At 61.7% G+C, this 19,016-nt stretch carries 20 protein-coding genes; 9 read left to right on the top strand and 11 right to left on the bottom strand.

Features of this window, described 5'->3' with window-relative positions:
• Positions 1-92: 92 nt before the first annotated feature.
• Complete coding sequence (locus tag AKL25_RS18600; protein ID WP_050479197.1) at positions 93-668, bottom strand: hypothetical protein; 576 nt, start codon at positions 666-668, stop codon at positions 93-95.
• A 197-nt stretch (positions 669-865) separates the two neighbouring features.
• On the opposite strand from AKL25_RS18600, the gene AKL25_RS18595 reads away from it, so the two are divergent.
• Positions 866-1,306 carry a hypothetical protein gene (locus tag AKL25_RS18595; protein WP_050479196.1) on the top strand — a complete coding sequence of 147 codons (441 nt, stop codon included), beginning with the start codon at positions 866-868 and terminating at the stop codon, positions 1,304-1,306.
• 15 nt (positions 1,307-1,321) lie between these two features.
• On the opposite strand, the gene AKL25_RS18590 is transcribed toward AKL25_RS18595, so the two are convergent.
• Both AKL25_RS18590 and AKL25_RS18585 read right to left on the bottom strand, forming a co-directional pair.
• Positions 1,322-2,590 carry a D-amino acid dehydrogenase gene (locus tag AKL25_RS18590; protein WP_050479195.1) on the bottom strand — a complete coding sequence of 423 codons (1,269 nt, stop codon included), beginning with the start codon at positions 2,588-2,590 and terminating at the stop codon, positions 1,322-1,324.
• A gap of 14 nt (positions 2,591-2,604) precedes the next feature.
• Positions 2,605-3,372 carry an SDR family NAD(P)-dependent oxidoreductase gene (locus tag AKL25_RS18585; RefSeq protein WP_050479209.1) on the bottom strand — a complete coding sequence of 256 codons (768 nt, stop codon included), beginning with the start codon at positions 3,370-3,372 and terminating at the stop codon, positions 2,605-2,607.
• A 401-nt stretch (positions 3,373-3,773) separates the two neighbouring features.
• Between AKL25_RS18585 and AKL25_RS18580 the strand changes: the two genes are divergently transcribed.
• From AKL25_RS18580 to AKL25_RS18570, 3 genes are read left to right on the top strand one after another with little or no spacing between them, the layout of a single operon-like run.
• On the top strand, positions 3,774-4,442 hold the full coding sequence (locus tag AKL25_RS18580; RefSeq protein ID WP_050479194.1) for an amino acid ABC transporter permease: 669 nt from the start codon (positions 3,774-3,776) through the stop codon (positions 4,440-4,442).
• A gap of 1 nt (position 4,443) precedes the next feature.
• Positions 4,444-5,217, top strand: a complete 774-nt coding sequence (locus AKL25_RS18575; protein WP_050479193.1) for an amino acid ABC transporter ATP-binding protein — start codon at positions 4,444-4,446, stop codon at positions 5,215-5,217.
• 30 nt (positions 5,218-5,247) lie between these two features.
• Positions 5,248-5,694, top strand: a complete 447-nt coding sequence (locus AKL25_RS18570; RefSeq protein ID WP_050479192.1) for an Lrp/AsnC family transcriptional regulator — start codon at positions 5,248-5,250, stop codon at positions 5,692-5,694.
• A gap of 90 nt (positions 5,695-5,784) precedes the next feature.
• Here AKL25_RS18570 and AKL25_RS18565 read toward each other — a convergent pair whose 3' ends face one another.
• Together AKL25_RS18565 and AKL25_RS18560 are read right to left on the bottom strand one after the other, a co-directional pair.
• The gene (locus AKL25_RS18565) at positions 5,785-6,249 is read right to left on the bottom strand and encodes a fimbrial protein (RefSeq protein ID WP_050479191.1); all 465 of its coding nucleotides are present in this window, start codon (positions 6,247-6,249) and stop codon (positions 5,785-5,787) included.
• A 396-nt stretch (positions 6,250-6,645) separates the two neighbouring features.
• Positions 6,646-7,488: a transporter substrate-binding domain-containing protein gene (locus AKL25_RS18560; protein ID WP_050479190.1), complete on the bottom strand. Its 843-nt coding sequence runs from the start codon at positions 7,486-7,488 to the stop codon at positions 6,646-6,648.
• A 349-nt stretch (positions 7,489-7,837) separates the two neighbouring features.
• Between AKL25_RS18560 and AKL25_RS18555 the strand changes: the two genes are divergently transcribed.
• Both AKL25_RS18555 and AKL25_RS18550 read left to right on the top strand, forming a co-directional pair.
• Positions 7,838-8,968: a saccharopine dehydrogenase family protein gene (locus AKL25_RS18555; RefSeq protein ID WP_050479189.1), complete on the top strand. Its 1,131-nt coding sequence runs from the start codon at positions 7,838-7,840 to the stop codon at positions 8,966-8,968.
• A gap of 205 nt (positions 8,969-9,173) precedes the next feature.
• Positions 9,174-9,539: a hypothetical protein gene (locus AKL25_RS18550; RefSeq protein WP_050479188.1), complete on the top strand. Its 366-nt coding sequence runs from the start codon at positions 9,174-9,176 to the stop codon at positions 9,537-9,539.
• On the opposite strand, the gene AKL25_RS18545 is transcribed toward AKL25_RS18550, so the two are convergent.
• A complete protein-coding gene (locus AKL25_RS18545; protein WP_050479187.1) occupies positions 9,532-10,431 on the bottom strand; it encodes a LysR family transcriptional regulator in 900 nt (299 codons plus the stop codon). The two genes, AKL25_RS18550 and AKL25_RS18545, sit on opposite strands and share 8 nt — an antisense overlap.
• A gap of 232 nt (positions 10,432-10,663) precedes the next feature.
• On the opposite strand from AKL25_RS18545, the gene AKL25_RS18540 reads away from it, so the two are divergent.
• Both AKL25_RS18540 and AKL25_RS18535 read left to right on the top strand, forming a co-directional pair.
• On the top strand, positions 10,664-11,524 hold the full coding sequence (locus tag AKL25_RS18540) for an oxidoreductase (RefSeq protein WP_050479186.1): 861 nt from the start codon (positions 10,664-10,666) through the stop codon (positions 11,522-11,524).
• 98 nt (positions 11,525-11,622) lie between these two features.
• The gene (locus AKL25_RS18535) at positions 11,623-12,159 is read left to right on the top strand and encodes an ankyrin repeat domain-containing protein (RefSeq protein WP_050479185.1); all 537 of its coding nucleotides are present in this window, start codon (positions 11,623-11,625) and stop codon (positions 12,157-12,159) included.
• A gap of 15 nt (positions 12,160-12,174) precedes the next feature.
• Here AKL25_RS18535 and AKL25_RS18530 read toward each other — a convergent pair whose 3' ends face one another.
• The 4 genes from AKL25_RS18530 to AKL25_RS18515 all read right to left on the bottom strand — a co-directional run bounded on the left by AKL25_RS18530 (position 12,175) and on the right by AKL25_RS18515 (position 17,538).
• Positions 12,175-13,407 (bottom strand): DUF2863 family protein, encoded by a 1,233-nt coding sequence (locus AKL25_RS18530; protein WP_050479184.1) that lies wholly within the window; start codon positions 13,405-13,407, stop codon positions 12,175-12,177.
• A 79-nt stretch (positions 13,408-13,486) separates the two neighbouring features.
• Positions 13,487-14,818, bottom strand: a complete 1,332-nt coding sequence (locus AKL25_RS18525) for an MFS transporter (protein WP_050479183.1) — start codon at positions 14,816-14,818, stop codon at positions 13,487-13,489.
• Between the two features lie 110 nt (positions 14,819-14,928).
• Positions 14,929-16,272 (bottom strand): glucarate dehydratase, encoded by a 1,344-nt coding sequence (gene gudD, locus AKL25_RS18520; protein WP_050479182.1) that lies wholly within the window; start codon positions 16,270-16,272, stop codon positions 14,929-14,931.
• A gap of 222 nt (positions 16,273-16,494) precedes the next feature.
• A complete protein-coding gene (locus AKL25_RS18515; RefSeq protein ID WP_157050698.1) occupies positions 16,495-17,538 on the bottom strand; it encodes a LacI family DNA-binding transcriptional regulator in 1,044 nt (347 codons plus the stop codon).
• A 185-nt stretch (positions 17,539-17,723) separates the two neighbouring features.
• Between AKL25_RS18515 and AKL25_RS18510 the strand changes: the two genes are divergently transcribed.
• On the top strand, positions 17,724-18,350 hold the full coding sequence (locus AKL25_RS18510; RefSeq protein WP_240475793.1) for an SRPBCC family protein: 627 nt from the start codon (positions 17,724-17,726) through the stop codon (positions 18,348-18,350).
• Positions 18,351-18,398: 48 nt separating this feature from the next.
• On the opposite strand, the gene AKL25_RS23875 is transcribed toward AKL25_RS18510, so the two are convergent.
• Positions 18,399-18,758, bottom strand: a complete 360-nt coding sequence (locus AKL25_RS23875) for a hypothetical protein (protein WP_083444778.1) — start codon at positions 18,756-18,758, stop codon at positions 18,399-18,401.
• Positions 18,759-19,016: the final 258 nt, after the last annotated feature.

Genomic DNA, 19,016 nt, shown 5'->3' with positions numbered 1-19,016 from the left:
GCGGCTGCCGGGCCGCACCCGGCAAAGCTTGATCGAAGAGAACCCAGAATTAACTACAGACAAAGTAAACCCGAAACAAAACACCATCAACCTCAAGACCCCCCAAACACCGCCGGCGCAGCAGCAGTATTACTAGCCTCCACCACCGGATTGCTGATCAGCAAAGCATCCACCACCGGCCCCAGCTTGCTGCTGGTGGAAGACCACTTGTCCTGCGCAATCGAGCCGATCTTGTAGCTGGCGCTGCCCACCACCCGCCCGTCCTTGCGCAAGGTCACCGACGCAAAGGTGAGATACGGCGTGTAAGCATTGCTGAAGGTTTTCATGTCCCACTTGATGTAGGCGCTGTAGACCAGCGTCATCGGGCAACTGCCGGGCTGGGTGCCGGCGTCGTACACGCGGCTCGGCACGCCGTGGCGTTGCAGCTCGCCCTGCAGGCTGGGCACGAAGTCGCTCAAGGCGACGGCGCCGTTCCACTCGATGCAGATCTCCTTGATCGGCGCATGCGCAAAGACCACGGGATTTTGCGGCGTCGACGGCGTCATCGACGACACGCCGGTGATCGCCGAACCGAGCAGGTTGGCCGCCTCGACGATCGGGCTCGGCGACAAAACGACGCAGCCGGAGAGGGAAGCGGCACTGGCGGAAGCGATGAGAAGTTTGATCATGATGGCGACCGGTTCGGCAATGATTGAAATTCATCATATCCGCCGATGTTCCCGGATTCGTCCGGTTTTACGCTGATTTACGCCAGCACGGGCAATACTTTACATGTACGCTTTTTCTGTAGCCGCGCCCGGCGACGCGAATTACTGCAACAAAGACATCGTCATCGCGGTCATAGTTTTTTTCCAGGAGACGCACCATGCGCACTTTGCTGTCCACCATCGCCCTCGCCGCCTGCGCGCTGACGGCATCGTTCAACGCAGCCGCCGATACGCTCAGGAGCGAAGCGGAAGTCCGCCAGCTGACCGACAAGGTCATGGCCGCCGCCGGCAAGGGGCGCACCGACGACGCCTATTCCGCGATGACGCCGTATGCGCTGGCCGACGTCAACACGCTCGACCGCGCCCGCGTGAGCGCGCGCAACTCGCGCATGCAGCTGGAGCAGTTCATCGGGTCGTCGGTGGGCTACGAATTCATCCGCAGCGAAAAGGTGGGGGACTCGCTGCTCAAGCTGGTCTATATAGAGAAGGCCGAGAAACAAGCCATCCCCTGGCAGTTCATCTTCTACAAGACCGGCGCCGGCTGGGCGCTGAGCGCGTTCAGCAACAGCGATAACATCAACACGGTATTCAGCCGTTAAAAGCTGTTCTAAGTCTTAGCTGAATGCCCGCAGCGGACTGAGATCCTCGCTGACGATTTCGGTCGCAACGCCGGCAATCTTGTCGGCGATCAATCGGCTGGAGCCGCAGGCGGTAGTCCACCCGTTGGAGCCGTGACCGGCATTCAGATAGAGATTGGCATACGAGGTGGCGCCGATCAGCGGCGCGCCGTCCGGCGTCATCGGGCGCAGGCCGGCCCAGTATTCGATTTTGCCGAGGTCGGCGCCGCGCGGGAACAGCAGCTTGAGCGACTTGACCGCGGTGGCGCAATCGCGCGGCGTGACGGTGGTGTCCCAGCTGCCGATCTCGGCGGTGCCGGCGGCGCGGATATTGGAACCCATGCGCGTGATCGCCACTTTGTAATACTCGTCCATCACGCCGCTCCTGGGCGCCGCATCGGGGTCGCTGACCGGCACCGTGATGGCGTAGCCCTTGACCGGGTACACCGGCAGCTGCAAACCCAGCGGCTTGACCAGCGCCACCGAGGCGCTGGCGCAGGCGACCACATAGGCGTCGGCGGTAAGCAAACCGTTGGCGGTGCGCAAGCCGGTGACGGCGCCGCCGGCGAATTCAATCTGCTGCACGGCGGTGCCGAGGACGAAGTTCACGCCCTGCGACTTCAGCCAGTCCGCCAGCGCGCGCGCAAACAGCGGGCAATTGCCGGTTTCGTCCTGCGGCAACAGCATGCCGCCGACCAGTTGCCCGCGCGCATCGCGCAAGGCCGGGTCGAAGGCGACACAGCCGTCGCCGTCCAGCAACTCATACGCGACGCCGGCTTCGGCCAGCACCCTGGCGGCCAGGCCGGCGTTGTCCATGCCTTCCTGGGTGCGGAACAATTGCAGGTTGCCGACCGTGGTCTGTTCGTACTGGATGTCGAGACGCTCGCGGATTGTCTTCAATTGCGTGTGGCTGTAACGCGCCAGCCGTCCCATGCGCGCCTTGTTGACAGCATAGCGTTCGGCGTTGCATTGCGACAGGAACTGGCTCAGCCAGCGCCATTGATGCGCATCCAGGCGCGGCGTGAAGCGCAGCGCCGCTTCCATGCCCAGCCAGCTTTGCACCGACCACTTGAGCGACTTGCCTTTCATGCCCGGCGCCGCCCACGGCGTGGCGTAGGACGGGCAGACGTGGCCGGCGTTGCCGATGCTGGTTTCGGCGGCGACATCCGGCTGGCGGTCGACTACGGTGACGGTATAGCCTTTTTCGTGCAGGAAATAGGCGGTAGTGACGCCGACGATGCCGGCGCCGAGGACGATGATGTGCATGATTGCTTAATTATTTATAAGGTTAGACCGCCATCGATATGCCAGATCTGGCCCGTCACATAAGACGCGGCGGGACTCAGCAAAAAGGCGATGACGTTGGCGATTTCTTCCGGCTGGCCGAGGCGCTGCATGGGGATGCGCTCCAGCGCGGCGGCCCAGGCGGCCGGGTCGATGGCGGATTTGTTGGGATCGGATTTCTGGACGTAGCCGGGCGCAACCGCATTGACGGTGACGCCGGACGCCGCCAGCTGCACGGCCAGCGATTTCACCAGCGCTTCAATGCCGGCCTTGGCCGCCGCCGACGCCGGAAAGCCCGACTCCCCCAGGCGGTAGACGTGGGCGACAAACGAACTCACCGCCACCACACGGCCGGCGGGCGAAGCTTGCAGCACATCCTTGCATGCCGTGACCAGTTGGAAGAATCCGCCCAGCAAGGCATCGATGGAACGCGACCAGTCCTGCGTCGTCAGCTCGCCGATGCGCTTGCGGTCGGCGAAGCCGGCATTGGCGACCAGCGCATCAAGGCGGCCATAAGTGTTGATGGCGACATCGCACAAGGCGGCGGCGGTATTGACGTCGGCCATGTCGCCGAAGGCCGTCACGCAATGCGCGCCGCGCTCGCGACAGGCGGCGGCGGTTTGCTGCAACTCCGGCGAATCGCTGCGGGCGTGCAGCACCATGCCGGTTTCCGCTGCGGCGGCGGCCTTTGCCGTTGCCGCACCAATGCCGCGGGCGGCGCCGGTAATCAGGATGACGCGCTGCACGGTCTGGGATGAAGTCATTGACGGAAAGAAGAAGAAACCGGTGAGGGAATCCGGCAAACGCCGGGCAAAAACAGTGGCGCTATTTTAACCAATAAGCCGCAAACCCTGTCAGGCAGCTGTCAAAAACCCGTCGCAAGGGCGCTGCACAACAGCTTCTGCTACATCCCGAAGGGTATTCTCCATTACAATTGCGGGGTTTTCGGGAAGGCAAATTGGTCAGACCTACCGTCCATTCCGCTGCTCCCGGCACGCTACTGGCACACTTCATGCTGCCCTCGCGGTAGATATTGAGGCATACAAGAATTCAGACACATTCACAGGACTTCCGCAGAGATCGCCCTCGCCGCATGCCCGCCAAGGCTGCACGCGCAGGACGGATTGACGCAGGCCCTGACACCGAAGAGTAAAAAGGAAACACGATGTATCACTGGGACTTCGCCGCGCTCTGGCAATTCCGCAACGTCATTGCCGTCGGCTTCGGCTATACGCTGGCCTATACTGTTGCCTGCGTTTTGCTGGGACTGCTGATCGGCTTGCTGGTCGGCCTGGGCCGCCTGTCGACCAACCCGTTTATCTCGGGCCCGCTGCGCGCCTATGTCGAGGTGTTCCGCTGCACGCCGGTGCTGGTGCAGCTGGTGTGGTTCTACTACGCCCTGCCGGTGCTGGTGGGCATTGAAATGTCGGCCGGCACCTCGGCCCTGCTGGCGCTGGCCTTGTACGGCGGCGCCTTCTATTCGGAAATCATCCGCGGCGGCATCGTCTCGATCGATATCGGCCAGAGCGAAGCCGGCTGCGCGCTGGGCATGACGCGCTTCCAGCTGATGCGCCGCGTGATCCTGCCGCAGGCGTTCAAACGCATGACGCCGCCGCTGGTCAGCCAGTCCATCATGCAGCTCAAGAACACCTCGCTGCTGTCGGTGCTGGCGGTGCCGGACCTGCTGTACCAGGGCCAGATCATCGCGCATGAAACTTACCGTCCGCTGGAAATCTACACCATGGTTGCGGTGATTTACTTCCTGATCCTGCTGCCTGCGACGATCTGGGCCAAGCGCCTGGAAAACCGCCTGACTGCGCAACAGGGAGCATAAGATGAGCAAGCCAACCAACGAAGTCATGATTGAAATCAAGAATCTGAAGAAAGCCTTCGGCGAACACGTCGTGCTGAAGGACATTTCCCTGCAGGTCAACAAGGGCAGCGTGGTTGCCATGATCGGCCCGTCCGGTTCCGGCAAGTCGACGCTGCTGCGCTGTATCAACCTGCTGACCGTGCCCGAGCAAGGCAGCATCCGCGTCGGCGCGCAGGATTTCAGCTTCGGCTCGAAAGCCTCCAAGCCGCTCAAGGATCGCGAGCTGGCCAAGTTCCGCACCAACACCGGCATGGTGTTCCAGCACTTCAACCTGTTCCCGCACATGACCGCGCTGGAAAACGTCATGGAAGGCATGCTCACCGTGCTGCGCAAACCCAAGGCGGAAGCGCGCGCTTATGCACTGGAGCTGCTGCAGAAAGTCGGCCTGTCGGACCGCGCCGACATCTATCCGCAACGCCTGTCCGGCGGCCAGAAGCAGCGCGTGGCGATCGCCCGCGCGCTGGCCATGCGTCCCAGCGTGATGCTGTTCGATGAAGCCACTTCGGCGCTCGATCCGGAACTGGTGGGCGAAGTGCTCAACGTGATCCGCTCGCTGGCGGCCGACGGCATGACCATGATCCTGGTCACGCATGAAATCGCCTTCGCCCGCGAAGTCGCCGACCAGGTCATCTTCATGCGCGACGGCGTGGTGGTCGAAGCCGGTCCGCCGTCGCAAGTGATCGACAATCCGCAGCAGGCGGCGACGCAATCCTTCCTCACGCGTTTTAATGGCTGATCGCGGCTGATCGCAAACACTGAGCCCCCCATGACCGCCCGCCTCGATCTGCTCGACGACACCGACCGCAAGCTGATCTCGCTGTTGCAGCAATCAGCGCGGGAAAGCGTTGCCAACCTGGCGCGCAAACTGGGCGTGGCGCGCACCACCGTGGTGGCGCGCCTGGCGCGGCTGGAAAAGAACGGCGTGATCGTCGGCTATACCGTCAAGCTCGGCCAGGAAATCCTGGACAGCGGCCTGCATGCCTACGTCGGCATCACGGTCGAAGCCAAGACCGCGCGCGACGTCCTCAAGCGCTTCAAGCGCATCCCTGAAATCGAACAGCTCTGCTCGGTCAGCGGCGAGTTCGACTACGTCGCCTGGCTGCGCGCCGGTTCGGCGGAACAGCTCGACAAACTGCTGGATGAAATCGGCGAAATCGACGGCGTGGTCAAGACCACGACGTCGATCGTGTTGTCGCGCAAGATCGATCGTTAAGATCGACGCGCCGTCAGGAATCGGCAGCACCAAACAAAAAGCGCAGCGGCATTTCTGCGGCGCTGCGCCTTCAGAAAATCACGCGGGCGTTCAACGATAGTCGAACGACACCAGAATGCTGCCATGCCTGACAACACCCGCGTCGGCGCCGCTGCTCATTGTGGCTGTAAACGGAACCACAACATCTTTCTGGCCCGCGAAGTAGTAATTGATCTTGTCGCCGGGAGCGACCAACACGGCATTGTGGCGGATGGCGATTTCCGTGCCTGCCATGCCGCCGCTGAATGTCTTCACGCTGCGGCTCGTGTCGACATCCTGAATCGAAATCTGGACGGACTGGTTGGCGTGGCAATGGACGTTCAGCGGAATCTGGTTGCCGGTGGTCTTGTTCAGGGTTTGCAGATCGATGGTCTGATTCTGGATCGTGCATGCCGGCTCGGTGATCGCGCCCGAGAAACGGATGACCCCGCCGGCTGCGGCAAACGCCAGCGAAGAAGCGCCGACGAGAATAGAAAAAACAAACGAACGCTGAAAAAAGGAATTAGCTGTGGACATCATTGACTCCTCGAAAGACACGCGACAAGACTTGCAGTGAAATGTGAATTTAACTATCTCGGGGTCATTGCGGGAGCTAGGTTATTTCAGTTATTTTTCTAAATTATACCCAGCAATAATTCTAACGTCGTTGCTTTTACGCAATTTCCGCCTCCTGCCGAAGAAGTCGCAGGGACACATCCGGAATGTCGGTCATTGTGCAAGTTTGATGCGGAAAATTCGAATACGCAGATGTAAACATGCGCACCGATGTCGTTTTTTTCTCTGGCCAAACAGGCATTTTCGAGCGAAGGCGTACCGTGCAGGCAGAGCGGCGGCGTGGACGGCCCGTAAAAAAGGCACCGATATCGGTGCCTTTTTCTTTCACGCCATGCGCAGCCGGAGCTGCAGCAAGGCTTACAGCGGAATCTGCGGCGGCACGTCTTCCGGACGCACGCCCGACAGCTTCTGCAGGTTGTCGAGCACGGTTGCCTTGATCTTGCCGGCGGCGCGTTCCTGCACGATCCACTTGTTGATGTATTCCAGCCAGGCCTTGTCGTCTTCCTTCGGCACGCCGACGTTGGTCGAAGTCGCTTCCAGCGGCATCGGCACGATCATGGTGCCCAGGCTTGGGTTCTTCTTCAGCACGTTCAACGCCAGCAGCCAGACCAGCACTTGCACGTCGACACGGCCGGTTTGCAGGGCCAGGGTAGCGTCGTCGGCTTTTTCCAGGCGGACGATGGTGGCTTTAGGGCAGACGCGGGTGATCATGGCGTCGTGCGACGAACCGATGTCGACGCCGATCTTGACTTCGGGCTTGTTGAGTTCTTCCCAGGTCTTTGGCGTGAAGCCCTTCTTGGAGACGATGGTGAAGGCGTTGTTGAACAGCGGCTGGGAGAAGCCGACCGTTTCCATGCGCGCCGGTGTCGGGTTGAGGCCGAAGAAGACGTCGATCTTGCGCGTCTGCAGGTCCAGCACCGAGTTGCCCCAGGTGGTTTCCAGCACTTCCAGCTTGACGTTCAGGCTGGCGGCCAGGCTCTTGGCGAAGTCGACCATGAAGCCGACCCATTCGCCGCTGGCCAGATCCTTGTTGTAGTAAGGAGCCTGACCGCGTACACCACCAATGCGCAGCACTTTGGTCCGCTTGATGCGGGCGAAGGTGCTTTCGCCGGCCGGCGCGCTTTGCGCGAAGGCGCCGGGCAGATAACTGGCGGCGGCGAGGCCTGCCACGTTGGTGATGAAACGGCGACGATTTTGCATTTGCTTCTCTCCCTGATGAATTAAGTGGCACTCATGTGCGCTGGTTTGGCTCTACTGGTTAGCTCTTGCACCGCCCGGACTTCTGGTCCGACGGCATCCGGCAATTTTAATCCTAAGCGGTATCTGGTGCGCAGCATATTGCACATTCTCGCCTGTTGAGAACACGCCGGAAGGGCGATGCGCGGATGCTTTTTCGGCATATCGGTCGATATGTATCATCGGATAATACAAATTGACCAAATTATCGTCATACACGCATCAATCTTGGTCTTTTTATCGTATCGATCGCTTCCTACAATGGAGACAAATTCAGCCATCCACTCTGCAATCCATCACAAGGAACATCGCCATGAAAATCGTCCTGCTCGGCACCGGCCACATCGGCTACGCCATCGCCCGTCTGCTGCATCACGGCGGTGACTACCAGATCATCGCCGCCGACCGCGATGCGCGGGCATTGACGGCCATGGAGACGCTCGGCGTGCGCACCGCGCTGGTCGATTTCAACGACCACGATGCCTTGTGCGCCCTGCTGTCCGGCAACGACGCCTGTCTCAATGCGCTGCCGTATCACATGGCGACCGCCGTGGCCAAGGCGGCCAAGCTGAGCGGCGTGCATTATTTCGACCTGACCGAAGACGTGCGCGCCACCAGAGTCATCGCCAAACTGGCGGCCGGCGCGGACACCGCCTTCATGCCGCAATGCGGACTGGCGCCGGGTTTCATCGGCATCGCGGCGCATCATCTGGCACGCGACTTCGACGACATCCATGAAGTCAAGATGCGCGTCGGCGCGTTGCCCGAATTCCCCACCAACGAATTGAAATACAACCTGACCTGGAGCGTCGACGGCCTGGTCAACGAGTACTGCCATCCCTGCGAAGCAATCCGCGACGGCAAGATGCAAGACATCCAACCGCTGGAAGGACTGGAGCATTTTTCGCTGGACGGCGTCGAGTACGAAGCCTTCAACACCTCGGGCGGACTCGGCACGCTATGCAACACCTTGTCCGGCAAGGTGCGCAATCTCGATTACAAGTCGGTGCGCTATCCTGGTCATCGCAATCTGGTGAAGTTCCTGCTGGAAGAACTGCGCCTGCGCGACGACCAGGAACAGCTCAAGGCCATCCTGCGCAAGTCGGTGCCGTCGACCATGCAGGACGTGGTGCTGGTGTTCGTCACGGTCAGCGGCATGCGGCGCGGCCAGTACGTACAGGAAGTCTTCAGCCGCAAGATCTTTGCGCAGACCGCCGCCGACGGCGTGCACGAGAGCGCGATCCAGATCACCACCGCGGCCGGCATCTGCGCTGCGCTGGACCTGTTCCGTGAAGGAAAACTGCCGACGCGCGGCTTCATCCGGCAAGAACAGATTGCGCTGCCGGACTTCCTCGCCAATCGTTACGGGCGTGCTTATGGCGGACAAGGCGGCAGCCTTCACGCCGGCTCGCAACGGACCCAAGAGGCGGCGCTCGCGGCGTGATTGCCTGAGCGTTCGACGGCGGCTGAGCACGTCGTGCGGCGCGACGCTTGCGTCCCTGCGCAGGCGCTCAGCGCATCACCGCATCACCGCATCACCGCGCACGGCCTCTTGACGATTTTGAACACAGGTAAAGTTTGATCAGGATGGTGTAATAGTTTTTCGCCCGGTTCTACACTGACTGCGTGACTAATCAGGGGGAACCATCATGCGCACACCAACGATTTCTGCGACTGCAAAAACCGGCGCACGCGCCTTGCTCATCGCTGCTGCAGCCTGTTCGCTGAACGCCTGCGCCAACTACAGCCAGGTGATTTCCGAAGGTGACGACGGTTCCTATAATCTCACCGCCACCGGCATCAGCTACACCATGTCGATGCCGGCGCTGACCGCCGCCAGCCATGAGAAAGCGCTCTCCTGGTGTGCGGCGCAGGACGGCGACATGCAATTGCGCCAGCAGACGCGCGGCTGGAAACCGATACAGGTGGAGCTGAATTTCCGCTGCGTGCCGAAACAGATCGGCCAGCTGGATCAGTCGGCTTCGCTGCCAACCTCATTGCCGGTTTTCAAATAGGCATCACCCGCAGTTCGCCGATGATGAAATCGATGAAGTGCCGCACGCGTTGCGGCATCTGCGTGCGCTGCGGATAGTACATGTACAGGCCGCCGTACACGCTGTTGAAGCGCGGCAGAATCGGCGTCAGTTTGCCGGCGGCGACCAGCTCGCGCGCAGAGTAGACCACCAGTTGGCCGATGCCGATGCCGGCCTGCACCGCCGCCACTTCCGCCTCCATGGTGTTGAAGCTCACCACCGCCGGCATCTCCTGATACACCGTCGCACCGTCCACCGTCAGCATCCACGGCGACAACCTGCCATTGTTGGGATGGCGAAAGCCGGTGCAGCGGTGCCTGCGCAACTCGGCCAGGTTCTTCGGCTTGCCGTGCTTTTCCAGATACGAGGGCGCGGCATAGATCTGCAGGACGATGTCGCCGAGCCGGCGCGCGACCAGATTGCGCTGCGGCTCCTTGCCGGTGCGAAAGCCGATGTCGACGCGCTCCGCCACCAGATCGGTGAAACGATCGTCGAGCAGGAAATCGAAATGGATATTCGGATAGCGTTCCTGGAATTTCTGCACCAGCGGCATCAACAACAGATTGCCGACCGACGTCGGCGCACTCACCCGGATCACCCCCTCAGCATCGCGCCGGCTGTTCTGCACCTGATCCAGCGCCTCGTCGAGCAGGCGCAAACCCGGATCGGCAAGTTCGGACAGGCGCGCGCCCTCTTCCGTCAGGCTCAGCTTGCGCGTGGTGCGATGAAACAGCCGCACGCCCAGATGCTCCTCCAGCTGACGCACGGCCTTGCTGACCGCCTGCGGCGTCATGCCGCTTTCCACCGCCGCCTGGCTGAAACTGCCGGCGCGCACCACGCTCAGAAAAATCGTGACGACTCTTGCCTTGTCCATGGCTGATGGCTCCTTGTCTTTTGTCGGGATGTGCGGAATCATTCATGCCCAGCATAACGATGCCGACGCAGTTTTCTCCGATTCCATTTACAACCGTTGGTTGAAAATCAAACACCTTGATGTCGTCTAGTGTAGCAGCGCGCGCTTGCCTACACTTCGTCCTGCCAACTGCGTACACCACTACAGAACAGCGGCAGTTCACTCTCAACGACGACATTCAAGGAGCATCACCATGACACAAGCACCCGCAACTTCCAAAGTCTGGTTCATCACCGGCGCATCGCGCGGCTTCGGCGCCCTGATCGCACGCGATGCGCTGCTGCGCGGCGACCGCGTCGTCGCCACTGCGCGCAACCCGCAAACGGTCGTCGAGCAACTGGGCGATCACCCCAACCTGCTGGCATTGAAGCTGGACGTCACCAGCGAAACCGACGCCGTCAACGCTGCAACGCAGGCCGTCAGCCGCTTCGGCCGCATCGACGTGCTGGTCAACAACGCCGGTTACGGTCTGCTCGGCGCGGTGGAAGAAGCCAGCGCCGACGAGGTGAAAAAACAATTCGACACCAACGTGTTCGGCCTGCTGCACGTCACACGCGCCGTACTGCCGGTGTTGCGAGCACAAGGCAGCGGCCACGTGATCAATGTGTCGTCGATCGGAGGCTATGCGTCGCACGCCGCCTGGGGGGTGTATTGCGCCACCAAGTTCGCCGTCGAAGCGCTGACCGAGGCGCTTTCCGCTGAACTGGCGCATACCGGCGTGCGCGCCACCGTGATTGAACCGGGCTTCTTCCGCACTGACTTCCTGAACGCCGATTCGGTGGTGTCGACCGCCAACCGCATTGCGCACTATGCCGAGAGCGTAGGCGTCATGCGCCAGTTGATGGCCGACGCCAACCATAAGCAACCGGGCGATCCGGAGAAGCTGGCCAGCGCCGTGCTGAAGCTGGCCGACAGCGCCAATCCGCCGTTGCGCCTGGCCCTGGGTGCAGACACCGTAGCCCGGGTGCAAAAGAAAAACCAGGCGGTGGAAGCCGAATTGCAACAGTGGATGGCCGTATCGATGTCGACCAACCATGACGACGTAGCAGTCTGAACCGGCGTCCTGAAGCACGCCGCGATGTTTGATATGATCGACGCCAGCCGTCGATCATCTCCTCTGGTCGCGCCAATATTTCAGATACGGAAGCCGCCATGCCACCAGACAATCCGCCGCAAGACAAACCAGACCAGCTTGATGACGCCACGCTGGAATTCGCTGCAAAGATGTTCGACCTCGCGCGCAACGGCGATGCAGAGAATCTGGAAGCTTTCCTGGACAAGGGCTTGCCGCCCAACCTGCGCGACCACAAGGGCGACAGCCTGCTGATGCTGGCGGCGTATCACGGCCACGACGCGGCAGTGAAGGTCTTGCTGCAACACAAGGCCGATCCCGGCCTGCGCAACAACAGCGGCCAGACGCCGATTGCCGGCGCTGCCTTCAAGGGCCATGTGGCGGTGGTGCAATGCCTGCTGGATAACGGCGCCGATGTCGAAGGCGCTTCGCCCGACGGCAAGACCGCGCTGATGATTGCGGCCATGTTCAACCGCAAGGAAATCGTGGAATTGCTGCTGGCCAACGGCGCCGACATCAACGCCCGCAGCGACAACGGCGCCACCGCGCTGGAAGCGGCGCGCGCGATGGGTGCACCGGATACCGTGGCCTTGCTGGTGGCGCGTCAGCCGACTTAAGCTTCTCAGTTACCCTCAGTTGCCGTCGGCGTAAGGCTGGACGTTGACGGCATTGCCGCCGGCGTCGAACTCTTCCGCCAGCGCCACCGATTGCACACCCAGCGTCAGCAGGGCGTCGCAGGTGTCGTCCAGCTCCACTTGCAGGTCGCGCGCGGCGTCCAGCGGCTTTTCCGCCGTGGCGACGACCGCGTCGCCGTCGCCATACAGATTCACCCGCAACACCACATCGCCGTCCGCGTGCACCGGCCCCATGACGGCACGCGTTTGCGGTCCCGCCACGCCGCTTTCCTGCAGGCCGTGGTCCAGCTCGGACATCATCTGCAACATGAAGTATTCGGCGATGCCGCGCTCCTTGCCGCCATGGAACAGATCCTGGTACAGGAAATGCACGTCGAATTCACGGCCATCCGTGACCAGGCAGCGCTGCACCAGCGGCACGACTTTTTCGCTCCAGGCCTGGAAGCGCTGGGCGCGCACGGCGAAGTAGGCGTCCATCGCTGCTTCGTCCTGGGGGATGGTGTAGAACGGATCGTCCACGGTCTTCAACGTGAAGCCGAGCAGGAAGCGCAACTCCACCGCCGTGTCGTCGGCGCCGAAACGGTTGGCCGGCCAGCTGCTCATGCTGCGGTTGATGGCGGGCGTTTCGCTGATTTTCTTGTCGGTCATGGCGGCGAAGGCGTCGCGCACCATGGCTTCGAGATGGCTGTAGGTGATCGCGTCGATCTCGTCCAGGTGGTAGGCGTAGCTGACCAGCACCACCTTGGCGTCGGCGCTTTCCAGCTGGGCTTCCTTGATACTGGCGGTCAGCTCGGTGAAGGCGTCGGTGTCGCGGAAGTTCTGCCCGGCGTCGAGGCCGCCGGTGGTGCGCACGAACATCGGGATGACGAAGGCGTTGACTTCATAGCTGCGCTCGTTGCGGGTGAAGAACACGATCTCGGCGGCTTCTTCCACCATCTCGCGCAGGTAGGGATAGGCTTCGGCTTCCTGGTCGCGCGCGCGTTCCAGCGCTTCGTAGAGCACGTCGTCCTGCTGCTGGCGCAGGCTCTTGCCGAGCATGCGGCGCAGGTCGCGCTGCTTGCCCGGCAAGTCGGGCGAGGCTTCGTCCTCGGTCGCGAGTTCGACAGCCAGGTTGGCGATCTTGTCGACCAACGCGTCGTCGAGTTCGTACTCGCCCGGATCGGCGCTTTGCACCGGCGCTTTGGAAGGAGTGGAGGCTTTGCCGGAGGCCGGACGCTTGCTTTTGGACATGATGGGGACGCAGAAAAACAGAAGAGGCGGACATTGTAACAATGTCCGCCTCTTTTCCCCTTGCTTATGCGTCGCCGGACTAGGCCGGTACAGCCTTCTTGCCCGAAGTGCGCGCCAGGAACACCAGCCCTGCCGCAATCACCGACGCCACCGCCAGCGCATACAAACCGCCCTGGATCGAACCGGTCTTTTGCTCCAGATAGCCGAAGGTGGCCGGCGCGAAGAAGCCGCCCAGGTTGCCCAGCGAATTGATCAGCGCGATCACGGCGGCGGCGATGCGCGCATCCAGATAGGCTTGCGGAATCGGCCAGAACAGCGAAGACGCCGCCTTGAAACCGATGCCGGCAAAGCAGATTGCCACGAATGCAAACACCGGACCGCCCGTGGTCGAGGCGAACATGCCGGCCGCGGCGATGATCAGCGTCGCCGCCACCCAGGCTTGCTGGTGCTTGAAGCGCGTCGCCAGGCTGGCGAAGATGTACATCGCGATGATGGAGATGATCCACGGAATCGAATTGAACAGGCCGACCTGGAAGTCGTTGAAGTGGCCCATCTTCTTGATGATGCTCGGCAGCCAGAAGGTGGCGCCGTAGATGGTCAGCTGGATCGCGAAATAGATGAAGCAGAACAGCAGGATCTGCGGATCCTTCAGCAAGCTCCACGACGACACGTGCACCGGCTTGCTGGCCTGGCGTTCGCGCTGCTCGTGCTGGATGATGGTAGCCAGGCTGTCGCGCTCGGCGTCGCTGAGCCAGGTGGCGTCTTTCGGCGTGGAGTCGAGGCGATACCAGACCACGAAGCACAAGGCCACCGAAGCCAAGCCTTCGATGATGAACATCCATTGCCAGCCGTGCAGGCCGCCGCCTTCGATCTGCAACAGCGCGCCGGAGATCGGTCCTGACAGGATGGAGGCAATCGCCGAGCCGCTCAGGAAAATCGCCATGGCCTTGCCGCGCTCGCTGTTGGGCAGCCACTGCGTGAAGTAATACACCACGCCCGGGAAGAAGCCGGCTTCGGCCACGCCCAGCAAAAAGCGCAGCACGTAGAACGAAGTCTCGTTGTGCACAAAGGCCATCGCCGTGGCGACCACGCCCCAGGTCAGCATGATGCGCGTGAGCCAGGCCTTGGCGCCGAATTTTTGCAGCAGCATGTTGGACGGCACTTCGAAGATGGCGTAGCCGATGAAGAACAAACCCGCGCCGAGCCCGAACGCCGCCGAGCCGATGCCGAGGTCGGTCGCCAGATGCGAACGCACGAAGCCGATGTTGACGCGGTCGATGTAGTTGGCGATGAACATGATCACGAACAGCGGCAGGATGCGCCACTTGACCTTGTCGATGGCGCTGGCCAGCGGCCCGCTTGCTACGCCGTCGGGATGTGCGGCATAGGCCGCGATGCTTTGCTCACTCACGTTGAATCTCCTTGATGTTGTTGGAACAGGCTGCCTGGGCAGCCTGCGCAATCTTTTTTCTTCTGCGTTCTTTTATGTCTTTGCGGCAGCTCTGCGGCTGCTCACGGTGCTTAACGTACTAAGCAGGGTTTCTTGTTATCGAATTTCCAGCCGGGGATCAGGTATTGCATCGCGATGGCGTCGTCGCGCGCGCCCAGGCCCTTGGACTTGTACAGCGCGTTGGCGGCCATGAGCTGCTCCATGTCGATCTCGACGCCCAGGCCCGGCGTCTTGGGCACGTCCACCATGCCGCCGACGATCCTGAGCGGATCGCGCGTGAGGCGCTGGCCGTCCTGCCAGATCCAGTGTGTGTCGATGGCGGTGATGTCGCCCGGCGCGGCGGCGGCCACCTGCGTGAACATCGCCAGCGAAATGTCGAAGTGATTGTTGGAATGCGAACCCCAGGTCAGGCCCCACTCGTTACACATCTGCGCCACCCGCACGGAACCCTGCATGGTCCAGAAATGCGGATCGGCCAACGGGATGTCGACCGACTGCAGCTGGATCGCGTGGCCCATCTCGCGCCAGTCGGTGGCGATCATGTTGGTGGCGGTCTGCAAGCCGGTGGCGCGGCGGAATTCGGCCATCACTTCGCGGCCGGAGTAGCCGTTCTCGGCGCCGCAGGGGTCTTCCGCATAGGCCAGCACGTCATGCTGGTCGCGGCACAAACGAATCGCATCTTTCAGCAGCCAGCCGCCGTTGGGGTCGAGCGTGATGCGCGCCTGTGGGAAACGCTCATGCAATGCGGTGACGGCTTCGATCTCGTCCTCGCCGCGCAGCACGCCGCCCTTGAGCTTGAAGTCGTTGAAGCCGTAACGTTGGTAGGCCGCTTCGGCCAGGCGCACGATGGCGTCGGCAGTCATGGCCTTTTCGTGGCGCAGGCGCTGCCAGTCATCGGCGGCGTCGGGCTCGCTGTGGTAATTCAGATCGGTGGCCTTGCGGTCGCCGACGTAGAACAGGTAGCCGAGCATTTCCACCTTGTCGCGCTGCTGGCCTTCGCCGAGCAGGGCCGCGACCGGCACGCCGAGGAATTTGCCGAGCAGGTCGAGCAGCGCCGACTCCACCGCCGTGACGGCGTGGATAGTGATGCGCAGATCGAAGGTCTGCAGGCCGCGGCCGCCGGAGTCGCGGTCGTTGAAGACCTGGCGCATGCGGTTGAGGATGGCGTGATAGGTGCCGATGGATTGGCCCACCACCAGTTCGCGCGCGTCTTCCAGCGTCTGGCGGATGCGCTCGCCGCCCGGCACTTCGCCCACGCCGGTGTTGCCGGCGCTGTCGGTCAGGATGACGATATTGCGCGTGAAATACGGACCGTGCGCGCCGCTCAGGTTGAGCAGCATGCCGTCGCGGCCGGCGACCGGGATGACTTGCATTTCGGTGACGACAGGCGCGCCGGCGGTGTGATGAACTGACATGGTGAGCTTCCCTGAGGTGATCCGGCTTGATCGGAGTCAGCCGGCGTTGGCAGATACATTCAGGAACTGGCGCTTCCGTTGGCACACCAATTGGTACCGCTACCAATTCCATTTGATGCTGATGGTAGCGGTACCGTTTTATGCTGTCAATCAGTTTACGAAGGCTTGATTTTCAGGAAATATTGCTGGAAGGAACTACAGATGCGCCGGAACGAGACCCGGTCAGACGCTCTCGCGCTCGATGATGGTGAAGCCGATGTCATGCACGCGCTCGGCCACTTGCAAGCCGTCGGCGCGATCGATGATGAACTGCGCCGCCACCTTGCCGATACCGGTGCCGTCGATGCGCACCGTGGTCAGTTGCGGATGCAGGTCGCGCGAAAAGCTCAGGTCGCCGAAGCCCATCACGGCCAATTGCCGCGGAATGGAAATGCCGCGCACCTGCGCTTCGATCATCACGCCCATGGCGAGGATGTCCGAGCTGCAGAACACGCCGTCGATGGCCGCGTCCTTGCCCAGCAGATCCGACAAGCCGATGCGGCCGCTGCCCAGGGTAGTCGGCGCCGGCACCATGCACAGCGGGATTTCGTTCACGCCGGCGGCGGCCATGCCCAGCCGCACCGCTTCGTCGGAAAATGCCTTGGCCCGGCGGCGGCTGCGTTCGTCCACGCCGGCAATCACGGCGACGCGGCGGCGGCCGGCGGCGTGCAGATGGCGCGCCACGGCGATGCCGATGTTTTCATGCGAGAAACCGACCAGCATGTCGATCGGCGTCGGCGTCAGGTCCCAGGTTTCCACCACCGGGATGCCGCTGGCCAGCAAACGCTTGCGCGACTCCGGCGAGCGCATGATGCCGGTCAGCACCACGCCGTCGGGACGACGGCCGATGATGGCTTCCAGCAAGGCGTCTTCGCGCGAGTTTTCATAACCGCTCTGGCCCAGCATCAGCTGATAGCCGGCAGCGGCCAGCGACTCAGTCAGCGACTGCACGGTTTCCAGAAATATCGGTCCGACGATGGTCGGCACCACGGCAGCCACCAGCCGGCTTTTCTTCGACGCCAGGCCGCCCGCCAGCAGGTTAGGCACATAGCCGGTGCGCTCGACCGCTTCGCGCACTTTTTTGAGCACGGTTTCGGATACCGCATCCGGCGTATTCAGCGCGCGCGAAGCCGTGATCGGCGCCACCCCGGCCAGCTTGGCGACATCGCGCAAGGTCAGCCCGGCGCCCTTGCGGCCCTTGCGCACAACAGGCTGCGGATCGGTCATGGAGGCGTCAGGTGCAGGTGCTGAAATAGCTGGATCGGCGGGAGTGGAAGGCTTCGTCATGGCGCGATTCTAGCATTGCCGAAATGGTACCGATACCACTGCGCGCGGCGCATGACGTTGCGTCGTCACCAGATTCGCGTAAGCTCCCGCTTGCACATTGATGAATTCACCAACCGGAAGCCCCTTTGCGATTTTCCCTGCTCTGCTCACTGCTGGCGCTGCTTTGGATCACCGGCGGCAAGGCCGGCGCACAAGCCGTTGATCTGCCTCAGTCCCAGCCCGACATCGACGTCGTCATGAACCGCGCCAAGGGCTATCCGCTCTTTGAAGTGACCGCGAAAATGACGGTCAACGCCGACGTCGCGCGCAGCTGGAAGGTGCTGACCGACTACAACCGGCTGGCCGAGTTCGTTCCCAACCTGTCGCGCTCGCAGGTCAGTTCCAGCGAAGGCAATGAACGCATCGTCACCCAGAACGGATTCGCCAGATTCCTGTTCATCCGGCAACCCATCGACCTGGTGCTGCACGTTGCCGAACAGCCGATGCAGGCTATCGATATCCGGCTGGTCAGCGGCAACATGCGCGAATACCAGGCGCGCTGGGAATTACAAACGCAGCAAGCGCAGCAGCCGCAACAACCGGGAGGCGACGGCCGCACCCGCATCTCCTACGCAGGCATCATCGCCCCCGATTTTTATGTGCCGACGCTTTTTGGTGCAGCGCTGATGAAGAGCGACCTGCGCAACATGCTCAACGCCGTGAAGGCTGAAATGGAAAAAGGACAGGACGCAGAAAAAGAAAAGCGGCCCTGAGGCCGCTGTCGCTATCGTGACGACTATCGTGATAAAGAAGCGATCGGCTCAGACTATGCCGAGTATCGAATACCCTCCTTCGCATACTGCGTCGTAGCAGCGTGTGCATTGCGCGCACAACAAGTGTGTGCGTTTGACATGATGGCGACGCAACACCAGTTGCAACGCCACACCCTCGCAATGCGGGCAGACTTCGCGCATGGCGCCGACAGGCGTCGGATCGGGCGCAAGGAACATGCCGTTCTCCAGCAGCACGCCATCCACCACGTCGCGCGGGTCAAGTTCCATCAGGGTAATGTCGAGACGTTCGCGACGGCGTTGCGGACGGGGTGAAATATCGATGCCGAGCGTCCCGGCATGTGCTCTTGCAGAGCGTTCTTCCAATACAGCAGATGTGGCAGGACTCATTACTGTGCTCCTTGGGTAGACAGTTAAGTACGCTGTTTTCGCTGGCTGTGACGACTAGCTGTTTTTCTAGTGGAATACCCAATCTAGTAAAGATAAGAGGCAAGCGCAAGGAGGGAATGAGAATAGTTTTTCGAGGCCGGCAATTATTGTCAAAGCGCCAAACAACTATCCGGAACGGCAGCGGCTCAGGCGCTCAGCATCCTCATCTGCCGTATGTTTTGTGTCTGGAAAGGAAGGCCTGATTCCTGTTGTCGAACG

The sequence above is a fragment of the Herbaspirillum rhizosphaerae genome, assembly GCF_001189965.1.
Classification (GTDB): Bacteria; Pseudomonadota; Gammaproteobacteria; order Burkholderiales; family Burkholderiaceae_D; genus Herbaspirillum; species Herbaspirillum rhizosphaerae.
This window is presented reverse-complemented; position numbering and strand designations above follow the sequence as displayed.